Below are 21,424 nucleotides of genomic sequence, written 5' to 3'. Positions count from 1 at the left end.
CACAATTCGACAAATGCATATTGTTAATTTTATTAAAATCCACTCCCTTTCCGCTTGAGTATTTGCTACCAAAAGGTTAGCTATTGTTTGTGAATATCATTGAAAAATCTTAGGCAAATAGCGAACTTGAACAAAATATAAATATAACCCTTTAGTAAAGAAAAAAAGAAATGCGCAGCCAAAATACGGAGACTCCTTCGGGAAATCACGCGAGTCCGAAGACAAGAAAGCGTGCTTTCTGAGGAGACTGAGGCCATGCCCGTGGATAGCGACGTATTTTGACTGCGCTAGATAACTACAGATGTATGCTTATTATTTGTATTTCTATTTTTAAATACCGGATTTTTAGGAAAATAAAAAATCCAACCTTTCCAGACGGGATATCTGAATTGGTTTGGATTTCTTAATAATTCCTATTAATAAACCGGTTTTGCATAAACAATATATCGCTCTGGCGCTCCACCAACATTAGAAAATGGATAGCATGTCGATAAAACAAGTTCTTCATTCGGTGCTGTAGATTTAATAACATCTTGATTATATTTATCTACAATTTCAGTTCCGTATATTTCATATGTGAATTCACCGTATGGTAAATGCATGATGAATGTATCGCCAATTTTTAGTTTTCCTAAATCACGGAAAACGGTATCGCGATGCCCTGACAATACAATTTGATCATTATCAGTCGGGTATTTACTAGTGTAGTAATGTCCTACGCCACGTTTAAGCTCATCGGCGTTTGTTCCTTCTATTATAGGAAGCTTTGCTTCAAGTGCTGGAATTTCTAAAATGCCAACCGTTTCCCCATGAACTGGAACAAACTCACTACGGAAAACGTAGTGAGGACCTTCTGGCTTTTCTGTGTCTTCTTCATCTGAGTCTGTTGTTGTCGGGACAGCTTGTTTGTTTTTACTATAGTTTTTCAATATGTTTTCAGCTTCTTCTAGAGCTGCATCTTGTTCTTGTGAAGACGACCATATTTCGTATCCACCATAACCAATAAATGAAACTCCACCTATTATTAGTAGCAGCGCAAACCATTTCATAAGTTTTTCACTCCGTTTATCATTATCATCCCCTAATTATAACAGATAAAAACATCGAGTTAGGATTTTCCGACTATATTTTTTTATTTTAGAGAATTTTCTATATTTTGTTTTTCTGATGCTGAACTATGTTCTTTTCTAAATAGATTGAGCTTGAATCTGGGAGTAGCAAGATTGGATTCAGTTGAATCTCGGCTGTGACACCATTATTTTCCTTTTGTATGGTAAAAGTACCGCGGAACAAATGAGAAAGGCGCCTTTCTAAAAGGAGTTATTTTCAATGCAGGTACAAGAGCAATCTTTTGAAGAAGTACTCGAGCAGTTTATGCCGTTAATTAAAGGACAGTTAAAAGCGCTGAATATTTATAAAGACCACGATAACTTTTATCAAATTGCCATGATTGCGTTATGGGACGCATATCGAAACTTTGACGATGAGAAAGGTCGTTTTTCGACGTATGCCTTTCGCTATGTGCGTGGACGGTTGTTAACTGCCTTACAAGAGAGTAGAAACTATGATGAAAGAAACCAATTGCAAGATACGTTTGTAGAGGACAGTGTGGAAGAAGAGTTTTGTGTAGATGAAACGATTGAAGGATATTTACGTCATTTGACCGACAATCAGCAGAAGTGGCTGCGGTATTATGTGTATGGACAACTTACACCGTCAGAGATTGCGGCAAAGGAGAACGTTTCAGTGGAAGCTGTGAAATCGTGGCGGAGGCAAGCGATTAAGAAGTTGCGACGTCTTTTAACAGACTAAGAATAGTCTGTTAGGAAGCGTTCCTTTAATAGAAAAATACGAAACGCTTGTCAAAATACTTCGCTTTCCACGGGCACGGCCTCAGCCTCCGAAGAAAGCAAAAGACGCTTTCTTCGGGGCCTTCGGACACGTGCTGTTCCCGTAGGAGTCTCCGTATTTTGACTACGCACTTCTAATTCAAGTAGAATATTGAATCTTTAAAAGCGTTAGGTCGCATCGCATTTTAAACTTATTATAGTTGCTCTTACACGAAATCCACGACACTCCTGCGGGAATAGCGAGCCAGGCAAGACCCCACAGTGAGGCACGAACGAGGAGGCTTGCGGTTCGCCCGCGGAAAGGGAGTGGATTTCGTTGCAATATCTTAATTTTTGAACTTCAAGATAGTATTTCACTTAAAAGGCGAAAGAGATGCGAAGTATTTTGCCAGAGCATCTCTTTGGTTTCTTAAATATCTTATTCTTGCTTGTCCCCTAAAGCGAACATTAACTCTGTTTCACAAACAACTTCACCGTCAACAGTCGCAAGGCCTTTTCCTTTACCCATTGCACCACGAACGCGCGTCATTTCTACTTCTAACTTCAGAACGTCACCAGGGCGAACTTGTCTTTTAAAGCGACATTTATCAATGCCAGCGAAAAATGCTAAGCGACCACGGTTTTCTTCTTTTTTCAGCATCGCTACTGCACCTACTTGTGCAAGTGCTTCAACAATTAATACGCCAGGCATTACTGGGTAGTTCGGGAAGTGCCCGTTGAAGAACTCTTCGTTTGCAGTGACATTTTTAACGCCGACTGCTTTTTCCCCTTCAACTACTTCAAGAATTTTATCAACAAGTAAGAACGGGTAACGGTGTGGAATGATCTCTTTAATCTCATCAATATTTAGCATGTATTTTCTCTCCTTTAATGTAAGTACTAATTTATTTTTAATTAAGAAGAACTGAATAGCGCTGTGCTGACATCTACGACACTCCTGCGGAAAAACGAGCCAGACGAGACCCCACAACGAGGTGTACGAGTGAGGAGGCTCGTGGATCGTCCGCGGAAAGGGAGTAGATGTTAGCTAATTATGTATTACTCATAGAAAAAGTGCAGCGATAGCTGCTGCACTTTACTCTTTATTAATTAAATCAAAGATGTTTTGGAATGTTTCCCACTTTAGTGCGTCGGTCGCGTTTCCATCACCGATTACACCATAACCGAACATTAGTCCCGCAAATAAGCTTAGGACAATTAAAGCAAGGACAACGATTAGGCGAGCCCAAATTGGGAACTTGCGTTTTGGTCTTGGCGATTTAAGAAAATCTGGACGTTGTTTGGAAGCTTCCTTTTCTTTTTCGCGTTTTCGTTGCTTCCGTTTTTCTGAACGAGAATGTTCTTCTGTAACTCTATTCATTTGTATCGTTTTTTCATCGTCTTGATTTGTCATCATTGTTTTTCAACCTTCCTCATACTCTAGTGGCGAAGGGTATTTTTAGCTAAGTCTTTTTTTTGCTGGCAAGTTGTCGATGTACTCAAGCATAATACCAGTTCCTTTTGCCACACAATCCATTGGATCTTCGGCAATAATTACTGGAACTTTAAGCTCTTCTGATAGAAGCTGGTCAATTCCATGTAATAAAGCTCCACCACCTGTTAATATAATACCACGGTCAATGATATCTGCCGATAGTTCAGGAGGCGTATTTTCTAAAACGGTACGACAAGCTTGAACGATGCTGCTTACCGGCTCTTTTAACGCTTCTAAAATTTCATCAGAGTAGATAGTGATGGTACGTGGTAGGCCAGAGACCATGTCACGCCCACGGATATCTAATGACTCATTTCGTGCGCCAGGGAAGACCGTTGCAACTTGAATTTTAATATCCTCTGCTGTGCGATCACCGATTAATAGTTTATATTTTTTCTTTATGTACTGTAAGATTTCATGGTCAAATTTATCTCCAGCGACTTTAATAGAGGCAGAAGTTACGATATCACCCATAGAGAGTACTGCAACATCTGTTGTTCCACCACCGATATCAACAACCATGTTACCGGACGGTTGGAAAATGTCCATACCCGCTCCGATTGCGGCAATTTTCGGCTCTTCTTCTAAATATACTTTTTTCCCGCCGCTTTTTTCAGCTGCTTCACGAATAGCTTTTTGCTCAACAGACGTAATGTTAGCTGGGCAACAGATGAGCATTCTTGGCTTTGTTAAAAAGCCGCGAGCATTAATTTTGTTGATAAAGTACTTTAACATTACTTCTGTAATATCAAAGTCAGCGATGACGCCGTCTTTTAATGGACGAATAGCGACGATATTACCAGGCGTACGCCCAACCATTTTACGAGCTTCTTCTCCTACTGCTAGTGGCTTCCCAGTAGTTGTGTCAATCGCAACTACAGAAGGTTCATTTAAGACGATACCTCGTCCTTTAACGTGGATTAATACATTAGCTGTTCCTAAGTCGATACCGATATCTCTTGCAAACATCTTGCTCCCCCTCTACCCATACCGTTTCAAAGTCTCTTTTATGTTTAATTTTAGCATAATATCAAGATGTATTCATATCTTTTTGTAAATTTGTTGACAATTTTCTGCATAATTTTTCTAATACGAAGGGGGAAAAGATGTATTCATGTGAGAAAGTTTTTTGAGAAACGAAAAAACAGGGAAAAGTTCCCCTGTTTCATAGTCTCAAAATTACTTTTGAGAAGGGTGAGGGTAAATAGCGCTGCATCTATATCTGGATTTATATGGAAGGATGATGTAGTTTGTTAGTTTACATTACTGTTTCGTTTTTATACTTTAGTTTTGTCGCCTCTCCTCCGCGCAGATGGCGGACCGATTTGTGATATTCTAAGATGTCCTTTACTTCATTTGCAAGATCAGGGTTAATTTCAGGCAACCTTTCTGTTAAGTCTTTGTGTACAGTGCTTTTCGATACGCCAAATTCTTTGGCGATTACGCGAACGGTCTTTCTTGTTTCTACTATATAGTTTCCAATCTTGAGCGTTCGCTCCTTGATGTAATCATGCACACCACTCGCCTCCCTAATATGGATGTGAGAGTACTGCAAGGGGGAGACCCCACGGGATGGCGTTTTTCGAAGTAGTGTAGTTGAATGTTTGCGAGGACTTATGTTTGCACTTTTATCGGTTGGGACTTCGAAGCCATACCTATCATTCTCACCTCTTACCCTCATTTGGTTTTGTTAAAGTCTATTAGACAAAATGGGGTATTATTCCTAAATGTCAAGGGGGACAAGGTTTTTTTACAAATTTTTTTGACAATTGGGGCAAGTTGCTGATTTTGGTTATATTGTTGGGGGCATGGTGAATAAGTATAGTAGGTTGGGTGGGTGGATAGTTGGTTAGGTGGGTGGATAGTGGTTAGGTGGCTAGTGATTAGGTGGGTAGGTGGGTAGGTGGGTAGGTGGATTGGTGAATATAGATGAAGGTTAGGGTTGCGAGATAATTGCGATGTGTGTGGAAAGGGCAGGCCCTTGTTGAACAAAACAAGAAAAAGCAGGCTAGGTCGACTGCATAAGGGGTTTTAACATCTAATTTATTGGAGTTAACTAGACTTATGTGTAATTTATTGGCACTATAGCGTTAATAAAAATACCTATAAGGAAATAATCTGCAAATTAATATATCAAAAATTCTTTGTTTTCTTTCCTCATAACAATTGTAAAGTCATATTCATTCTGCATTTTATTTAATGTCTCTTCACTATATTTACTATAGTTAGTCGTAAATTCTAATTCATATATATATTTACCAGGCTTAGATAGTTGTTTATTCTGACTAAGAGCATAGTCTACATGGTAACTAATTGAATTGTTTAAAGGTTCAACAGTAAAAACAAACTCTTTAAATTCTTTCGGCATAGTTAAGTAATCATTTGAAGTTAAGTAGGCCTTATACGTTATTGCATAAAGTTCTTCCCCATTCACTTTAATTGTGGCAATTCTACTATCTATCGCTTTTAATCGAAAAGGATTATAGGTAGCGTACTCATCTTCGCTTTCTTCCTCAGCAGCAGCTGTTTCAACTGTAGCAGAATGGGTAGGCTTTTCATTTGTTTCAACTTTTTCTTTTTTATCATTTAAATCGCTTGCTAATAAAATAAAAAAGGCTACCAAAATCAATATTACATAAAACTTTCTCATCCGTTTCCTCCTAGACGCTATTTGTTTGTTAGTCCCCTTTCGTTTTCTCCATTTCTGTTCTGTTCTCCTTTAATAAAAACAGATTTACTTCTTATGTAGTATACGGTTAGACCTTTGGAGAAATTTTTTTGGGGGCCTGTCATTTAACCGAGGTGGTTAGGTGGTTTGTGGTTAGGTGGTTAGGTGGTTAGTTAGATAAGCTGGGGGATTGCATATGTTGAAAAAGCAGGCTTATTTGCCTGCTTGATGAGGTATTTTATCGGTTAAGGGGAACACGTTAACCTCTCCATATATGTTCGCTTGAGCGTGATTGTTTTTAAGTAGGTCAATAGGTGTGTTTTCGGTGGGATAATTCACTGTGATATAAGATGACCTACAAGATAATAGTCCTATTTCAAATAGTCGAACAGTAAATTTTATAGAAAAGCTCAGTCAAAATACGGAGACTCCTACGGGACAGCACGAGGCGAAGATCCCGTTAGAAAGCGTTCTAAGCTTCCTAACGTAGCTGAGGCCGTGCCCGTGGAAAGCGAAGTAATTTGACCGAGCTTATAAAAAATAACATCATTTTATATTTAAGTGCTAATTGATAAAGCTTAAGACGGCTGTTGCAACTCTCTGTTCATCCCTCTGTCTAATACTTTTTCTAAGACGACGAGCATTTGTTTCCAAGCTTTATCTGTATCTTTTACATACTCCGTCCAGTTTGGGTGTATTTCATGCGTAAGTGTTAGCTTACACCCTTCACATGTATCAATTATATCAATGTAAACAGTGTCAGTATCGGGTGTTATTTTCGGAATACCAAACGTGAATGCTAGCCGCGAAGGTGCTTGTATTTCAAGGTACTTTCCGCGGTGGTCAACGGCAGTTCCTTCTCGGTCGACTACAAAAGAAAATTCACCTTCGATATTAGGGTTTATTTCCACTTTCAAAAGAAGTTCTCCTGGAAATAGCCATTTCTTCAAGAGACGCTCATCTAGCCATGCACGAAACACAGTTTCAGCAGGATGATTGTAATGATGTGTTACCACTGAATTTCCAGCCGCTTTATTCATCATTTTTTCGCTCCATTCTGGCTCCTGTCAGGTGACAGGAACCTCCCGAGATTTTCGATGTTATCTTTGATAATCCACAAGGTTTCCGAAGAACTCATAGCCGCTCCACGTTAATGCATAGTTATTTAGGCCATGCGGGTGGTAGAACTCGTTTGATGGATCTGGCAGTAATGCCCCGATAATACGGATTTTCCCGTTACCGACGTTTATTTCCCCTAAAGATGTCCAGCCTGCATCAGTAATACCTACTGTAACTCCGCCTTTATTTTCCCAAGCTGAACGGTTGACGCGCCATACTGGTGAATCGTCCTCACCATCTTCAATCGAGATTCCTAACGGTACTGGCTCGTACGTTTGACGACGGTTGTTCGTTCCACCTGCCGCTCCGCTTTTGTTTAAGTTTTTCGCTAAAGCATGATTGTATGTTTCCATCTGCACGTATCCTGCGTATTTTCCAACCATCTTAATGTCGTCTGCTTTGATGATGCCGATGTCCGCTAGCATTTGCACTGCTCCATCCATTAAGACTAAGTTCCCGCCTGTTTCCACGAATTGTTTCAATGCAGCACTTACTTTCGTTTTTTGCGTTTCAGATAAATTTGCACTGTAGCTATGGTTCGCTAAGACGATGCTGTCATAAGTAGATAAGTCGATCTTATTACTCGCAATGTTTTCATACGAAAGCTTGTTAATCTTTTTCGCCTCTGGCAAGTAGTTATTTAACTCATCAAAGAATGCTAAGTTTGTGACGTTATATGCTTTTTGTAATGGCTGGTCCCATGCTAGTTCTTTCGTAAAGTTTATTTCACCATTTATATAAGATGGACCAGGTGCCATTAAGCTATGTTCAACAACAACTTTATACTCACCAGGTGCTAAGTAGTTCGCAGAGACAACTGCTGCACTTTGCAAGTAAATAAATGATTGGTTAAAGTTGCTCGCCATTTCTTTCCAACCGCCATGGTCATCATTGTAGTACAACGTAATGTTTGGTACGTTCGCTGTCACACCTTGGACACTTGAACCACGAACGCTTACTTCTAATGATGTCGAGCTAAAACCGTCTCCAGGACCTTTTACTTCGAAATAATGTTCTGTTTGTGCTGGGTAGACCATTGAAAACTTTTCTAGTGGTTGCGCTGGCAGCTCGTCATTCGGATCAACCGCTACTTCTGTTCCGTCATTGGAGATTGTCACACCATGATCTAGCACGGCTACTTTTCCGTTTAGAGGGAACGTTTTTTCTTCTTCCGTCCACTCTTTCAGCTCTGCCGCCATTTGTGTGAAAATTAGTCCTTTGTTTCCATCAACATGCATTTGCTCAATGATTGGGTAGTAAATGTTATTCGTTGCTAAGTGGCTAAGTGCCATTTCATTATCAATCACATCACCGTTTAATCCGAGAGGGTTTCCTGCCCAGTTACCGAAGTCTCCAGTAACTGTGTAGTTTAACGTATCCCAAACCGTTCCCCACTGTTGTCCGACCATGACCGTTTCCGTGCCTGTTCCTGGCGAACCTTGCTCGACAATTAAAGGCGACCAACTTAAACGTTGTTGCGCATCTTCATGGATACCTTCTACTAAGTTTAGGACGCGCTCGTTTTTGAAATAGTCAAGCTGTCCTGCCGGCATCATTGTGTATGTGAAGGCATTAGCAGTAATCATTCCGTGCAAGTCTGCCCCACTATCCCACTTTTCTGCAACATCTTTTAAATATTTCATATAGGCCTTTGTTTCCGGCTCTGAACCAGGTGTGTATGGTTTGTACGTGTAACCAACAACTGGCCAGTCGCGGTTTAAGTCCATGCCGTTTCCGTTATATCGTTGGTAGAACGGACCACCTCGCGTAATATCGCCACGGCGCCAGCCATCTGGGTTAATAAGCAGGAAGTAAACTTCTTGTTTTTGCAATGCTTCATGCATCGTGGCAGAGTCAGACTTTAACGTTAGCTTGTCGTATTTGCTTGCAGAAACGAGGTCTTCAATGGCGCGAAGTCCTCCTTCTAGTCCTGCTTTTTCAATACCGTGCATACTTAAGCTAAAAACAACACGTTTTTTGTCTGTCGTCACCGTCTCGTCTGTGACACGAACGACGTAAAGAGGTGATCTTTCTCTTTCACTTGTTGATGTTCCAAGTCCTGCTGATAAAAGCTCTGGATCATTGAAATGTTCATCAATACGGATCAGTTCGATACGGTTTGGATATTTCATTTCTAAATATTTTAAGCCTTTAATTGCTTCTGGAAATTGAATAAACTGTGTTGCTGCGACTTTTCCTTTCGCATATGGTGAAACACCTGCTGTTTTCGGAAGTCCTCCTTGTGGATCTGGGAAAACACGGCCATATGCTTCGTACATTTCATCATTGTAAGCTACTGGTGAACCTGCGTAGTTTGCGACAGGTCCGATTGTATCGAAAACTTTTTTCACAGCAGCATGTGCGTCCACATAACCTGCGCCTACTTCCCACGTTTCATAGCCGGCCATTTTTTCTGCTGTGTCGATTAAAATTTGTTTGATGTCTGCTGGGTGTAAGGATGGGTTTACTTCAAGTAATAGTGCAACGATCCCAGCAACGTGCGGTGTTGCCATTGACGTTCCGTTCATTTGTGCGTAAAACGGGGCGTGTGCTGGTTCAATTTCATCTGGTGTGCTTATTGCCATTAATGGGCTCGGTGTAATCGTTGAAATAATATCGACACCAGGAGCCGTAATTGTTGGTGCGTTTGTGTACGTCCACGTTTCACCATCAATTTCGTAAGTCGCTCCGTCATCTTTTAAGCCTCGAGATGAGAAATCAGCTAATTGTTTATCTTTTGTACCAGCCGCTACTGTAATGACCCAAGGAGCTGCATAGCGAGTTAACGTATTTTCTCCGCTTCTGCCATCATTACCTGCAGCGAACGTCACGACAATGCCGCGCTCATATGCTTTTTTACTAGCAATGTTTACAGGATGGTTTGGATCAAAGTCACCTGAACCGCCCCATGAATTCGTAATGACGCGAATGCCATACTCATATTGGTGTGTTAAGGCATAATCAAAGCCACCGACACCGTCAAGAATGAATAGTGCTCCACCTGATCCATACCCAATAAGGTTTGCTCCTGGCGCTGCTCCGGCATATTTTCCAGCCGAACGCGTTCCATCACCTGCTACGGTTCCGGCAACATGTGTTCCGTGCCCTGAATTCGTATCCGTGTTGATGACTCCTTCAACATAAGAGACAGGGAAAATCTTCGGTGACGTTAAGTTACTTAAGTTCGTTGAACCTAAGACGTTTTCTAGTACTTTTTCTCCGTATTTTAAATCGCCGTGTGTTGCGTCAATTCCTGAGTCGTTAATGACAACGGTAATGCCACGACCTGAGACAGGAAATCCGCCTAGCCAAAGTGATGAATCTTCTTTCACTTCATTGACTCCTGTGAGTTCATTTGCATCGGCATTCGTATATTCTACTTTTTCATTTAAGTAAAGGGAGCGTACATTACTATTTTCCGCTAGCTGAATTACTTGCTCTTTCGTAGCAATAATCCCAGCCATCGGAAGAGATGTCATCGTAATACCGGTTGTAACCCCGATACTTTCTAGTAAATTTACATCTGTGTCTGTTGGGGCACCGTCCCCATGGAAGGTGACGATTACTTGCGCTGTTGCTGACGTTTCAAAAGCTTCTAGTAATTCTGGTTGGATTTTCGAACCTACTGCTTCTAGTCCTGTTTCTGATGTATTGAATCCTGGGGTGACTGCTTGTGCGGGGATAACGAGACTAGTAATTAATAATAAAGTTACTAGTAGTGAAAATAGTTTGTTTTTCCTGTTCAATTTTACTCCTCCTTATTGTTTGAAAATTCATTTAGTTCTCTTTCATCTTATAAGGAGGCGTCCCTTTCAGTAAGGTATATTTTGAAAACAAGCCATTGGTAGTAATGGAGGGGAAAGAAGTAGTGCCTGTCACTTCCCGGGATTTGTCGAAGGATGGCAGTACAGACACCACTCCCCGAATAAAAACCACATTTTTACGAATGCTAAACGTAACATTGTGAAATTTTTCTACGTATGTATTTTCATGTTCCCTATTTGGAGTGGTCCTTATGACTTTATTTTTATTTATTCTTGTAAATATCGCAGCCATAGCTTACTTACGTTTTGTGATGAAGAGAAATCTTCATTCGCTCGAGATTCTTGTTTATTGGTGCATCTCAGCAATCGTTATTCAAAACATATCTGCGATTCTTTTTTTAAAGTTCGAGCTAATAAAACTTTCAGAAATTGCTAGTTTAAATTGGGCAGATGTTATCAACCGGACGGTTTTAGTTCCTATACTTACCATTACCATTCTTAATTACTATGTCACGTTGCAGTCACTGCTTAAAAAGCTAGTGCTCATTTCTATCTATGTGACGATATTGACTGGGATTGAGTGGCTCAGTGAATGGACGAATCTCTTTTTCCATGCCGACAGTTGGCAGCTTTGGTGGTCATTTGCTTTAAATGCACTTGTGATTGTCGTTACACTTACAAGCTTAAAAGTTATCCGACACACCTTTTATAGAAAGGATAAGGCTAATGGCTTCTACGTTTGATTGGAATGAAATCTTTTTTCTCGCCTCTACCTTAGTATCCGTAACTATTGCCTACCTTTTGCCGAGAAGATTTCATCCTTACGCAACGTTTTCACTTTGGATATTTGTCGTCATTTTCATAGAGACGATTGACTATACGTTAGGCGTGAGACCATATGATTTTTATCACTTTTTAGATGGGCCAGGCTATCAAATAACGGTTGGAATCGCCCACTTTTTCTTATACCCTTCTGCAGCTTACATTTTTATTTACTTTTATGACAAGTGGCAGCTTCGAGGCAAACGTTTAGCGCTCTATATTACAGGATGGACCGTTGTTTCCGTCTTCTATGAATGGTTATGTGTAGTGAATGAAGTACTCACCTATATTCACTGGAACTTACTTTTATCGATTCCTACTTATCCCGTTGCCTGTCTGATTACGATTACTGTCTTTCATTTTATTAAACGCAACTTTTCGCTTCACTGGTGATCTACTCGTTATGCTACACTGATAGAAAACAAGAAAGTGGGGAAAGGAAAATGAAATATAACGTTTCAAAAAATATCGGCTTTCAAGTAAATGATGTGGCGAAGGCGAAGAAATTTTATGAAGAAGTTCTTGGGATGAAGGAACCAGCTGAAAGCACAGTAAAAGAAGTGGAATTCACTACTGCGCACAATAGCATTTTCCTCATTCCTGGCGAGGAGAACTTAGGACCTGTCATGGAAGTCGAAGTCGATGACTTAGAAGCAGCGAAGGAACATTTGCTCGCAAACGGCTGTGAGGTTGTCCGCTGGCACGGAAAGGGGAAGGATTGTTACATCCGTGATCCGTTCGGAATGGTATTTAATGTGTGGGAAAAGAAATAGTGGTGCCATTTCCCGGGATTTGTCGACAGATGGGGATGCCTTTCACCAAAAAACCCGATGCTGGTCGTTTTTTCTCGCGGCCATTCGTCGGGTTTTATTTTGGTTTATTTTCCGATTTCTTTTAATAAAGCGTCAATGCCACGATTATACTCATCAATAATTAATTTACCGGCATTAAGGTCAACATTACCTGAGTTGATCAGGTTCATATCTTGCTGTTCGACTGCGGCGAGAAATTTTTTCATTGCTTCGTAATTAAATTTCACGCCTTTAATGTATTCTTCATGAAGCTGCTGAATTCGTTCATTTGACGATTCAATCTTTTGCAATTCACTCAAAAACGTTTCATACTTCGGGACAACGTCATTGCTTATGACAGCGTAAAATTGGGCATCATCCGTATAGTTAGCCCCGACAACACTGTAGTAACTCTCTATCGCCTCGGTCTCTAAATGGGCTATCTCGTTAAATTGATCCAGGTACGTGTCCAAGTCATTTTCTAAACTACTTCCGAGAAGGTCACAGGCTGCTAAAAGAAACGGGAGCACAAGAAAAATGAGGAGTTTTTTTCCTCTCATCTACCTTCCTCCTTTCCATATGAAGTTTGCTCGCATGTCTAGTAGGAATAGGAGTCCGGATAGAGGGGAATTATTATTGTGATTTTTGCTACAATACAAGATTATGTTACGATGAAAATGTCCAATGACTATTTTTGAAAAAATTTATTGAAGGTTACATAAGGAGATAAAATGGAACACGAAGTACTTAACGTTTTCAATAAAGAGCGTGAGCTAATCGGAACGGCTACTCGCGCAGAAGTACATAGAAAAGGGCTCTGGCATGAAGCATTTCATTGTTGGTTCGTGGCAAAGGAAGATGACGTTGAATACATCTACTTGCAACTGCGCAGCCCACAGAAAAAAGACAATCCGAATCTTTATGACATTACAGCCGCTGGCCATTTGTTAGCAACAGAATCCGTCGAAGATGGCGTTCGTGAAGTAAAAGAAGAGCTTGGCATTGATGTCGCGATTGAGCAATTACTGCCACTAGGCATTGTTGAATATAGCGTGAAGAAAGAAAACTTTATTGATAATGAGTTTGCTAATGTCTTTTTATATCGTGGGAACTTTTCCTTTGATGATTTTTCCTTACAAAAAGAAGAAGTTGCTGGAATTGTGAAAATAGCTTTTTCTCACTTTTATGAACTATGGTTAGGGGAAAGAGAAAAGGTGCAGCTGACAGGTTTTACAGAGATAGGTGAAACGGAGAAGGTTTTTCTTAACGACGAAGTCGGAAAGGATGCTTTCGTCCAGCACCCTCTCGCTTACTATGAAAACATTTTAATGTTTATCGCAAATCATTTAGCTCGTTAATCTTTTTCAATATTTTCTGTCGTGTCCGCTTCGACAACTTCGTCTTTGCTTTGGTTAATTAACGTATTTAACTTTTGGCTAATACTAAATAATAGACCAATAATAACGGCCGGAACAAATATTGCTTTGTATAAATCAAAATCAATTAGTGTAGCAAATAAAAATAATATGACAAATGAAATTGCTATATATAATACAATCATAAGACACCTCCAATATATTATTTCGTCAACATGAGAGGTGTCTCCTTCAAAAATATTAACTCGTATGCATAAGAGTAAGTTCACTCTGGCATACTTGGTTTCTGCCCCGCTCCTTTGCCTCATATAAAGCGCGATCAGCTAGTTTCACAAGTTGCTCACTGTTTATGTCCTCATCCATTGTCGCAACGCCAACACTAATCGTAACGATCGACTTAGCTTCCGCATGGACATTCGGTATTTCTAACTCTTCGATGCTACTGCGGATTTTTTCAGCGACAACCGCTGCTTTGTTTTCACTGAGCCCTGGGAGAATAACGGCAAACTCTTCGCCGCCATACCTAGCCACAAAGTCACTCGGTCTTTGCAAATTTCCCTTTATTTCGTTAGCTACAGATTGCAAGCAATAATCACCTTCTTGATGGCCGTATGTATCATTAAATGCTTTGAAATTATCAATATCAATCATAAGCAAGGATAGCACTTTTTTCTCCCGCTTCATCCGCTTCGTTTCTTTTTCCAACGTATCATTAAAGCTGCGACGATTGGCAATCCCTGTTAAGCCATCGATGTTCGCCATTTTCAATAGTTTGCTATTTGCTTCTTGTAGTCTTGCTTCCATTTCCTCATGTGCTAAAACTAGTTCTTGCAATTTTTCGTTAGCTTTTTTTCGTTCAAAATACGCTTTGTTTAAATCAAAAATGTAGTCACAAACATAGTAAGATATAAATGCAATTATGATTGTTAATAGCCAAAATGTCAGAGACACTTCTAATGGCTGTGCGAGGTACCAAGCAGCAACACTTCCTGTCACAATAATTATTAGTGCTGCCTGTCGAACCGGTTTCAGTGGAATGGTCACCAATAATGCACAAACAACCCCAATGCCGACAAACCCAATCCCGCTCGTGCTACCTACTATCGCCATGCTACTTAAAGCGATAAAAAGTGCTGAAACGATCGCAGCTGGGGCACTAAAGAATAGGGCGGCGATGACGATTGCTATTAAACTTAAATCCACTGTTACTTCAGTTGTTACTGGAATTGGAAATGCTAGTAATATTACTCCTAAAGCTGCAAAAAGCAGTCCTGCACTAACTTGTGTTTTTAAACGACTAAATATTTTATGATAATGTTTCCCTTCATGTATCGCTCGAGAAAATTGCCCTATGATAAATAAATAAGAAATAATAATTGCTATATTAATAATAATTGCTTTAATCATCGTTACTCCTCCTAAGAAATACAACATGTCTGTGCAATCATCTTGGTGGAAGACGATTCAAAAGCATGCACATTTTTGCCTCCTTAATCGTATAGTTATTCTCGGTTGACCTCTGTGATTTATATCACATTACTTCGGAGCAAACATAAAAAATTAGAAAAAGCAGTCTAACTGATAATCAGCGACTGCTTCCATTTATAAATCCCTACTATAATGGTAACGTAGCAAAAAGCTATTTGATAATATTATGCTTGTTTCATTTGCATGTACGTTAGTATTTCTTTGTCTATTTTTCCTTGTTCAAGTTCGCGCTCTTCAAAGTTTTCCGTATGAATGTAAGTGCGAAGTGCTTGTTGCAACGCTTCATCGGTTGGGTTCGATTCACTCAAATATTGGTGGCGGTGCAGCTGCTCGATAAGTTCATTGCGAACGAGTCCTTTAATACTTAAAATGTTTTCTGGCTTTGTTTTTGCAAAATAAAGCTGATGCAACGAGTGGAGACGGATCAATTCTTTGATTGGCTCGGGATGGTCGTCAACACGTAAATCAATTGCCCGGTCATTGTAACCACCATAACCACCCGCTTCTTTAACGATAAGCAATGAGGCAGACTGTTTACCCCGACTATCTCCGCCAGCCTCCTGCCCTGCGTCTAAAGCTGCTAGGAGGCGTTCTGCAAGAGTTCCCTCCGTGTTTTTAAAGGTGTCTGCCATTGCTTGGACTGTTTCTTCGCTTACAAGGATGTTCCCTTGCGCTGCGAAGTTTTCTTCGGCAATTCCTCCTGCCCAGTCATAACAGTCTTTTCCAGTGAATGTTGCGGCATTACCTTTGCTATCGACAATACCAACTTGGCGATATTCTTTTCCTTCATCCTCGTTTGTCAGGAGCTTAATCGTTTCTTCTGCTGATATTCCTTGCTCCATAAGTTCTAGCCCTTTTGGTCCATAAGTCGTATTTGCATAGGATTGTGTAGCAACCGCTCCTACACCAGCTTTGGCCCATGGAACAACAGCACCGACGCCAATAAATTTTGATTGTACGGCAATACCAAGTTCTTTCGTGTTTGGATCAAAACCAACGATTGAAAAAGTCATTTTCCTCATCCTTTACACCTTTTTATCTATTTTACTATATATTCTGAAAATTTACAGGCTTCTTGCATATAACATAATAGGAGGTGTGAAAATGGGCGAGTGCAAAGAGTGTGGGTATTATGGTTCATGGGTCGATTGTAGTGATTGTTTTGATTTAAAAGTTTGTCCTAGCTGCGGTTTTTGCCAATATTGCGATGAATATACGAAAGCAGATGATTATTAGTTGTTTAAAAAAATGTGCTACTGGGCAATAGGCTAATGTAGCACTTTTTTCATGTCCTGAAGTTTATCACCCTATTTAATGCAAAAGAAAAAGCCACCGGCAAATGCCAGCGGCTATCTCCAATACTATGCGCGTATTGTTATTAGGTTGTACTATTTGGCGTATCATTATCCTCAGGATTTTCTTCTTCCTGATGATTTTCTTCTTGATCACCGTCTTGATCGCCTTCATCTTCGCCATTTCCGTTGTCTTCCTTTTTCTTAGGAATCGACGTAATTGGTTGGTTGAAGTAATCAATTGGGTTTACTGCAGTCATTACTCCATTATTGTCATAACGGATTTCAAAATGCACGTGAATACCAGCATCTTGGTTGTACACGCTACGACCAGCTGTTCCAAGGATCATTCCTTGTGAAACTGTATCACCTACTGCAACTCTCGCGTCAGCTAAACTATGGTAATGAGTCATCACGTTATTCGCATGCTCAATTTCAACGACATAGCCCATGTGATCGTCTTTATCTACACGAGTGACAGTTCCACTCATTGCAGCGATTACATCAAATGCTTCCCCGTTTTGCATCACAAGGTCAATACCTTTGTTCTGGTAGTAAATATTGTTGTAAACTACGATTGCTGCTTCTTGCTCACTTTCAGATGCTCTAGGATCATAGAAAGGAGTGAAGATTGTTGCTGCAGAGCTATCGACAACAGGCCATCCGACCATTTCAGTCGTATTAGTGACAGGGACTGAACCATCGTTGTCTCGATCATCACTAGGATACTTGACGTATTGGTCTAAATTATACTCGCCACTGTCAATGTTAGCTTGTTGTTCTCCTTGCATCCAAAAGGCAATGCTAATTACCAATGCTGCTACAACAATATAAACTGTTGGATAAAACCAACGCTTTTTGGCATATTTTTGCCAACCTTGTTGATTAGAAGAATGTTTGTTTTCTTCTTTCATATTTCATCACCTCAGCAATCATTCTGAACAGATTGCTGGTAATATATACATATTAGCAAAAAATTTATCTATTTATTTTTCGACAAACACTTTCATTTTATGCATGAAAATTACTTTTTCTTTTTCGCCCCTGGTAAATAAGCGTCAATCGAAGAGATTTTTACGCCTTGATAATAGTAATTAACTATGTCTTGATACGTCTTACCTTCAAGTGCCATCCCGTTTGCACCGTATTGGCTCATCCCAACGCCGTGCCCATATCCCTTCGTCGTAATCGTTATTTCATTCCCTTTTCGCTGCCATGTGAAATCTGTCGAATGTAATTCTAGTTTCTGTCTCACTTCCCGCCCAGAAAATGATTTTCCACCGATGATCACTTCACCAATGCGATCACCTGACGTTCGCGAAACTACTGAACCAATTTTATCTCCACTAGGAAGGGAAACACCGAGTTTCTTTTCAAAGTCACTCTTGGAAATCGTAATGGTCTTTGTATAACGTGGACTATTGACATCCCACGGACTTGCAACACTTCGAAGGTATGGAAAAGCATTTTCCCAATAGTCTTCCGAGTTAACTGTATACCCATTACTCGTAGAGAAAAATGACGCAGTAATTGGTTGATCATTATATGTTAAAATTTCTCCTGACGTTGCATATACCGCTTGTTTTACTTTAGCAATTTTCCATTCATAGTCATCGCCCCAAAGCTTTTTATAGTCTTCGTAATTGCGATACACTTGATGGTAAACCGTATCTGTCACATCTGCCCCTTCTGGCAATTTAATGTCACTTGGGTACATGAGCTGTCTTAAGATGTAAGTTCGCGCAGTTAATGCTTGTGCTTTTAGTGCCTCTTCTTCAAATTCAGCCGGCATTTCCGAAGCGACAACACCGATCACATAATCTTCAAGGTCAACAGTCTCAATCTTATTAGCGTTATAACGAAAGACTGCGATGTCTATCGATGGTTCTGGCACGGCAATGACAGGTTCATATTGCTTGTTAGGGTTGTCCTTTTGTGCGACATATTCTTTGTCATCTCCACTAAAAGGAAGTACGAGAAGAGCTGGTAAGATTAGAACAAGGAAAATAGTTACTGTAACGAAAGCTAGGATTGGTTTTAGATTCATATTCCAGCATGCCTCCAATATGATGTTTACCGCGTGTTTATCACGGGTATAGTACAACATATGAAAAAGGACAAGCATTTAGAACAAGAAAAGGGCAGGCGATTTAGTGTGATAAGTGGGTGGCTAGATAGTTGGTTAGGTGGATAGGTGGATAGGGATTAGGTGGGTAGCTAGATAGTTGGTTAGGTGGATAGGTGGGTAGGTGGATGGGTAGATAGGGATTTAGTGGGTAGGGATTGATTGCGATGTGTAAACTGGACACTTTGAATGAGGGCAACATGATATTCCTCGCAATCGCAAATATCCACTCCCTTTCCGCGGACGATTCACGAGCCTCCTCACTCGTACCTCGTCGTTGTGGGGTCTCGTCTGGCTCGTTATCCCGCTGGAGTGTCGTGGATTTTACTATATTACGTTAAATTTTTTCGGCATCACAAAAAGCAGGGCTTTTGCTCAACCACCTATCACCAACTAAACACTAACCAACTAACCAACTAACCACTAACCACTAATCACTAATAACTATCCAACTAAACACTAACCAACTAAACACTAACCACCTAACCAACTAACCACCAAAAAAAAGAAGCCATACCATGTTGGGCAGGCCTCTCGTTGTGTTATGCAAAATTAGGATTGATTTTTAATGTGTTTTGATCTTTACTTTCTACATCATCGATGACTCTTTCGATGTCAGCGCCTAAAGCAGATAGTTTAGCTTCAAAATTAACGTAACCGCGATCTAAGTGATGTAGTTTTACAACACGTGTATATCCTTCAGCAATTAAACCAGCAAGAATTAATGCAGCTGCTGCACGTAAATCTGTTGCAGCTACTTCAGCACCTTGTAATTGCGCTGGCCCAGTTATGATGGCAGAACGACCTTCGATTTTGATGTTACCGCTCATACGTCCAAATTCTTCGACGTGCATGAAGCGATTTTCGAATACCGTTTCTGTTAACATACTTGTGCCGCTTGCTTTTAATAGAAGTGCCATCATTTGTGATTGCATATCAGTTGGGAAACCAGGATAAGGCATCGTCTTTAAGTCAACTGGCTTTAATTGCTCAGGTGCGACAACGTGAATCCCTTCTTCTTTTTCTGAAATTTGCACTCCCATTTCTTCAAGCTTAGCTATTAACGGGCGTACGTGATCTGGTTCTGCATTCTCAATGAGAACATCTCCACCTGTAATTGCTGCTGCACACATAAATGTTCCTGCTTCAATTCGGTCAGGAATAATTGTATGTGTTGTACCGTTAAGTGAATCAACACCTTCAATACGAATCATACCAGTACCTGCGCCGCGAACCTTCGCACCCATTGCGTTTAAATAGTTCGCAAGGTCAACGATTTCTGGTTCTTTTGCACAGTTTTCAATCGTTGTTACACCTTCAGCAAGTGTTGCAGCCATCATGATATTTTCCGTTGCACCTACGCTTGGGAAATCAAGATAAACTTTTGCGCCTTTAAGGCGACCTGTTACACGTGCTTCTATATAACCGTTTCCGATATCTACTGTTGCTCCCATTTTTTCGAATCCTTTTAAGTGTAGTTCAATCGGACGTTGCCCAATTGCACATCCACCAGGAAGTGCGATACGCGCATGACCAACACGCGCTAATAACGGTCCCATTACTAAAAATGAAGCTCGCATTTTTCTCACATATTCAAAAGGTGCTTCCGTTTTCAACGGCTTTGTTGCATTTACTTTGATTTGACCATCTTCAAATGTTACATCGACATTTAAGCTACGTAAAACTTCACTTATCGTATATACATCAGCTAAAGCTGGCACATTAAAAATCGTACTATTGTTATTACTACCTAATAAAGATGCAGCGATGACAGGCAATACAGCATTTTTGGCACCTTCAACTCTTACAGTACCTTTTAAACGCCTACCACCACGGACGATTATTTTTTCCAAGGCAATTCCCCTCCGCGTCCATTTTCTATATATTAATATTCAATCGTTATTATTGGTGTGCCAATTATGACGGTTGTTTTACCGCCCATTCCTTCATTTCGCAGTGCAAGTTGTACATTCATTGCTGTATTATCTGTGGATATTGACGTGTCGAAGCGGTTACTATAAGCAGAGTATGATACAAAATGCTCTTCCGTTAAACTTTCAACTGTTTTTGCATCAAGATCAACTAACAGTTTCCTTGCTTCGTCGTCTAAAGACTCCATCATTCTATCACCCGCATTACCTTTGATACAAGTGAAAATTACAGGGAATTCCTCAAATAATTGCATCGACCGTACATTTATTTTTTCATTAACTTTTTCTGCTATGTTTTCATTCCATTTAGTTCCTGTAACCTCGTATATAATATACGTCGAAAACATTTCTTTCTGTCCGTACATAATAAAAGTTACCTTTTCAATGACACTTGTTTCTTTCGTTGCTGTAATCTTGAAGCCGTTAGAATCTTTGACCAACTGTGTCCAAGTGAAACTTTGTAACATTTCTTTTTTTTGCGCAATCCATGCTTGCATCTCTTTTTCTGAATGTAGCTTTTGAGCATTTTCACGCGCATATAACGTCCAGCCATCTACTTCAATATCGCCCTGGTTCATCACTTCGATAATTTCAGTCGCTGTTTGTGTCACTTCAGTTTGTGAATGTTCTCCAAACGTATGGAGTGAAAAAAACATACCAAAAATAGATATGAACGATACGATTGCTAATTGTTTCATCTCCGACACTTCCTCTCCTTATTTAC

The 21,424-nt window shown here is 40.2% G+C and carries 22 protein-coding genes; 6 read left to right on the top strand and 16 right to left on the bottom strand.

The window, feature by feature from the left end; all coding sequences use genetic code 11:
• Positions 1 to 416: 416 nt before the first annotated feature.
• A complete protein-coding gene (locus tag CIB95_RS11525) occupies positions 417 to 1,049 on the bottom strand; it encodes a class D sortase (protein WP_094925321.1) in 633 nt (210 codons plus the stop codon).
• Between the two features lie 280 nt (positions 1,050 to 1,329).
• Between CIB95_RS11525 and CIB95_RS11520 the strand changes: the two genes are divergently transcribed.
• A complete protein-coding gene (locus CIB95_RS11520; protein ID WP_094925319.1) occupies positions 1,330 to 1,812 on the top strand; it encodes a sigma-70 family RNA polymerase sigma factor in 483 nt (160 codons plus the stop codon).
• Between the two features lie 456 nt (positions 1,813 to 2,268).
• Here the strand turns inward: CIB95_RS11520 and fabZ are convergent, their stop codons facing one another.
• The 7 genes from fabZ to CIB95_RS16075 form a co-directional block, all read right to left on the bottom strand.
• On the bottom strand, positions 2,269 to 2,703 hold the full coding sequence (gene fabZ, locus CIB95_RS11510) for a 3-hydroxyacyl-ACP dehydratase FabZ (RefSeq protein WP_094925315.1): 435 nt from the start codon (positions 2,701 to 2,703) through the stop codon (positions 2,269 to 2,271).
• A gap of 222 nt (positions 2,704 to 2,925) precedes the next feature.
• Complete coding sequence (locus CIB95_RS11505) at positions 2,926 to 3,246, bottom strand: DNA-directed RNA polymerase subunit beta (RefSeq protein ID WP_233144127.1); 321 nt, start codon at positions 3,244 to 3,246, stop codon at positions 2,926 to 2,928.
• Positions 3,247 to 3,288: 42 nt separating this feature from the next.
• Entirely contained in the window at positions 3,289 to 4,293 is a 1,005-nt protein-coding gene (mreB, locus tag CIB95_RS11500) for a rod shape-determining protein (protein ID WP_094925313.1), read from the bottom strand.
• 289 nt (positions 4,294 to 4,582) lie between these two features.
• Positions 4,583 to 4,840 carry a sporulation transcriptional regulator SpoIIID gene (spoIIID, locus tag CIB95_RS11495; protein WP_094925312.1) on the bottom strand — a complete coding sequence of 86 codons (258 nt, stop codon included), beginning with the start codon at positions 4,838 to 4,840 and terminating at the stop codon, positions 4,583 to 4,585.
• A 609-nt stretch (positions 4,841 to 5,449) separates the two neighbouring features.
• The gene (locus tag CIB95_RS11490) at positions 5,450 to 5,974 is read right to left on the bottom strand and encodes a hypothetical protein (protein WP_094925310.1); all 525 of its coding nucleotides are present in this window, start codon (positions 5,972 to 5,974) and stop codon (positions 5,450 to 5,452) included.
• A gap of 596 nt (positions 5,975 to 6,570) precedes the next feature.
• Positions 6,571 to 7,035 carry an SRPBCC family protein gene (locus CIB95_RS11485; protein ID WP_094925308.1) on the bottom strand — a complete coding sequence of 155 codons (465 nt, stop codon included), beginning with the start codon at positions 7,033 to 7,035 and terminating at the stop codon, positions 6,571 to 6,573.
• Between the two features lie 57 nt (positions 7,036 to 7,092).
• On the bottom strand, positions 7,093 to 10,857 hold the full coding sequence (locus CIB95_RS16075; protein ID WP_142296501.1) for a S8 family serine peptidase: 3,765 nt from the start codon (positions 10,855 to 10,857) through the stop codon (positions 7,093 to 7,095).
• Positions 10,858 to 11,126: 269 nt separating this feature from the next.
• Between CIB95_RS16075 and CIB95_RS11475 the strand changes: the two genes are divergently transcribed.
• Genes CIB95_RS11475 through CIB95_RS11465 form a run of 3 tightly spaced genes read left to right on the top strand, consistent with a single transcriptional unit; the run spans position 11,127 to position 12,470 of the window.
• A complete protein-coding gene (locus tag CIB95_RS11475) occupies positions 11,127 to 11,618 on the top strand; it encodes a CBO0543 family protein (protein WP_094925307.1) in 492 nt (163 codons plus the stop codon).
• The gene (locus CIB95_RS11470) at positions 11,602 to 12,090 is read left to right on the top strand and encodes a hypothetical protein (RefSeq protein ID WP_094925305.1); all 489 of its coding nucleotides are present in this window, start codon (positions 11,602 to 11,604) and stop codon (positions 12,088 to 12,090) included. Before CIB95_RS11475 ends, CIB95_RS11470 begins: the two co-directional genes overlap by 17 nt.
• A 50-nt stretch (positions 12,091 to 12,140) precedes the next feature.
• Positions 12,141 to 12,470, top strand: a complete 330-nt coding sequence (locus CIB95_RS11465) for a VOC family protein (RefSeq protein ID WP_094925303.1) — start codon at positions 12,141 to 12,143, stop codon at positions 12,468 to 12,470.
• A gap of 104 nt (positions 12,471 to 12,574) precedes the next feature.
• On the opposite strand, the gene CIB95_RS11460 is transcribed toward CIB95_RS11465, so the two are convergent.
• On the bottom strand, positions 12,575 to 13,048 hold the full coding sequence (locus tag CIB95_RS11460; protein WP_094925301.1) for a hypothetical protein: 474 nt from the start codon (positions 13,046 to 13,048) through the stop codon (positions 12,575 to 12,577).
• Positions 13,049 to 13,219: 171 nt separating this feature from the next.
• Between CIB95_RS11460 and CIB95_RS11455 the strand changes: the two genes are divergently transcribed.
• Positions 13,220 to 13,846 (top strand): NUDIX hydrolase, encoded by a 627-nt coding sequence (locus CIB95_RS11455; RefSeq protein WP_094925299.1) that lies wholly within the window; start codon positions 13,220 to 13,222, stop codon positions 13,844 to 13,846.
• On the opposite strand, the gene CIB95_RS11450 is transcribed toward CIB95_RS11455, so the two are convergent.
• The 3 genes from CIB95_RS11450 to CIB95_RS11440 all read right to left on the bottom strand — a co-directional run bounded on the left by CIB95_RS11450 (position 13,843) and on the right by CIB95_RS11440 (position 16,365).
• Positions 13,843 to 14,049, bottom strand: coding sequence for a hypothetical protein (locus tag CIB95_RS11450; protein WP_094925297.1), 207 nt, complete (start codon positions 14,047 to 14,049; stop codon positions 13,843 to 13,845). The two genes, CIB95_RS11455 and CIB95_RS11450, sit on opposite strands and share 4 nt — an antisense overlap.
• A gap of 55 nt (positions 14,050 to 14,104) precedes the next feature.
• Positions 14,105 to 15,271 carry a GGDEF domain-containing protein gene (locus tag CIB95_RS11445; protein ID WP_158217613.1) on the bottom strand — a complete coding sequence of 389 codons (1,167 nt, stop codon included), beginning with the start codon at positions 15,269 to 15,271 and terminating at the stop codon, positions 14,105 to 14,107.
• Between the two features lie 245 nt (positions 15,272 to 15,516).
• A complete protein-coding gene (locus CIB95_RS11440) occupies positions 15,517 to 16,365 on the bottom strand; it encodes a DUF1028 domain-containing protein (protein WP_094925293.1) in 849 nt (282 codons plus the stop codon).
• Positions 16,366 to 16,456: 91 nt separating this feature from the next.
• Here CIB95_RS11440 and CIB95_RS16520 point away from each other — a divergent pair, with 91 nt between their 5' ends.
• Positions 16,457 to 16,588: a hypothetical protein gene (locus CIB95_RS16520; RefSeq protein ID WP_269844993.1), complete on the top strand. Its 132-nt coding sequence runs from the start codon at positions 16,457 to 16,459 to the stop codon at positions 16,586 to 16,588.
• 142 nt (positions 16,589 to 16,730) lie between these two features.
• On the opposite strand, the gene CIB95_RS11435 is transcribed toward CIB95_RS16520, so the two are convergent.
• The 4 genes from CIB95_RS11435 to CIB95_RS11420 form a co-directional block, all read right to left on the bottom strand.
• Positions 16,731 to 17,558: a M23 family metallopeptidase gene (locus tag CIB95_RS11435; protein ID WP_094925292.1), complete on the bottom strand. Its 828-nt coding sequence runs from the start codon at positions 17,556 to 17,558 to the stop codon at positions 16,731 to 16,733.
• A 110-nt stretch (positions 17,559 to 17,668) separates the two neighbouring features.
• Positions 17,669 to 18,691: a stage II sporulation protein D gene (gene spoIID, locus CIB95_RS11430; RefSeq protein ID WP_233144126.1), complete on the bottom strand. Its 1,023-nt coding sequence runs from the start codon at positions 18,689 to 18,691 to the stop codon at positions 17,669 to 17,671.
• 620 nt (positions 18,692 to 19,311) lie between these two features.
• On the bottom strand, positions 19,312 to 20,622 hold the full coding sequence (gene murA, locus CIB95_RS11425; RefSeq protein WP_094925289.1) for a UDP-N-acetylglucosamine 1-carboxyvinyltransferase: 1,311 nt from the start codon (positions 20,620 to 20,622) through the stop codon (positions 19,312 to 19,314).
• A gap of 32 nt (positions 20,623 to 20,654) precedes the next feature.
• Positions 20,655 to 21,398, bottom strand: a complete 744-nt coding sequence (locus CIB95_RS11420) for a YwmB family TATA-box binding protein (RefSeq protein ID WP_094925287.1) — start codon at positions 21,396 to 21,398, stop codon at positions 20,655 to 20,657.
• Between the last annotated feature and the right edge of the window lie 26 nt (positions 21,399 to 21,424).

Origin of the sequence: Lottiidibacillus patelloidae, from assembly GCF_002262935.1 — a bacterium.
Lineage (GTDB): Bacteria > Bacillota > Bacilli > Bacillales > SA5d-4 > Lottiidibacillus > Lottiidibacillus patelloidae.
The sequence above is the reverse complement of the archived record's forward strand: the minus strand, read 5'-3'. Positions and strand labels throughout refer to the sequence as shown.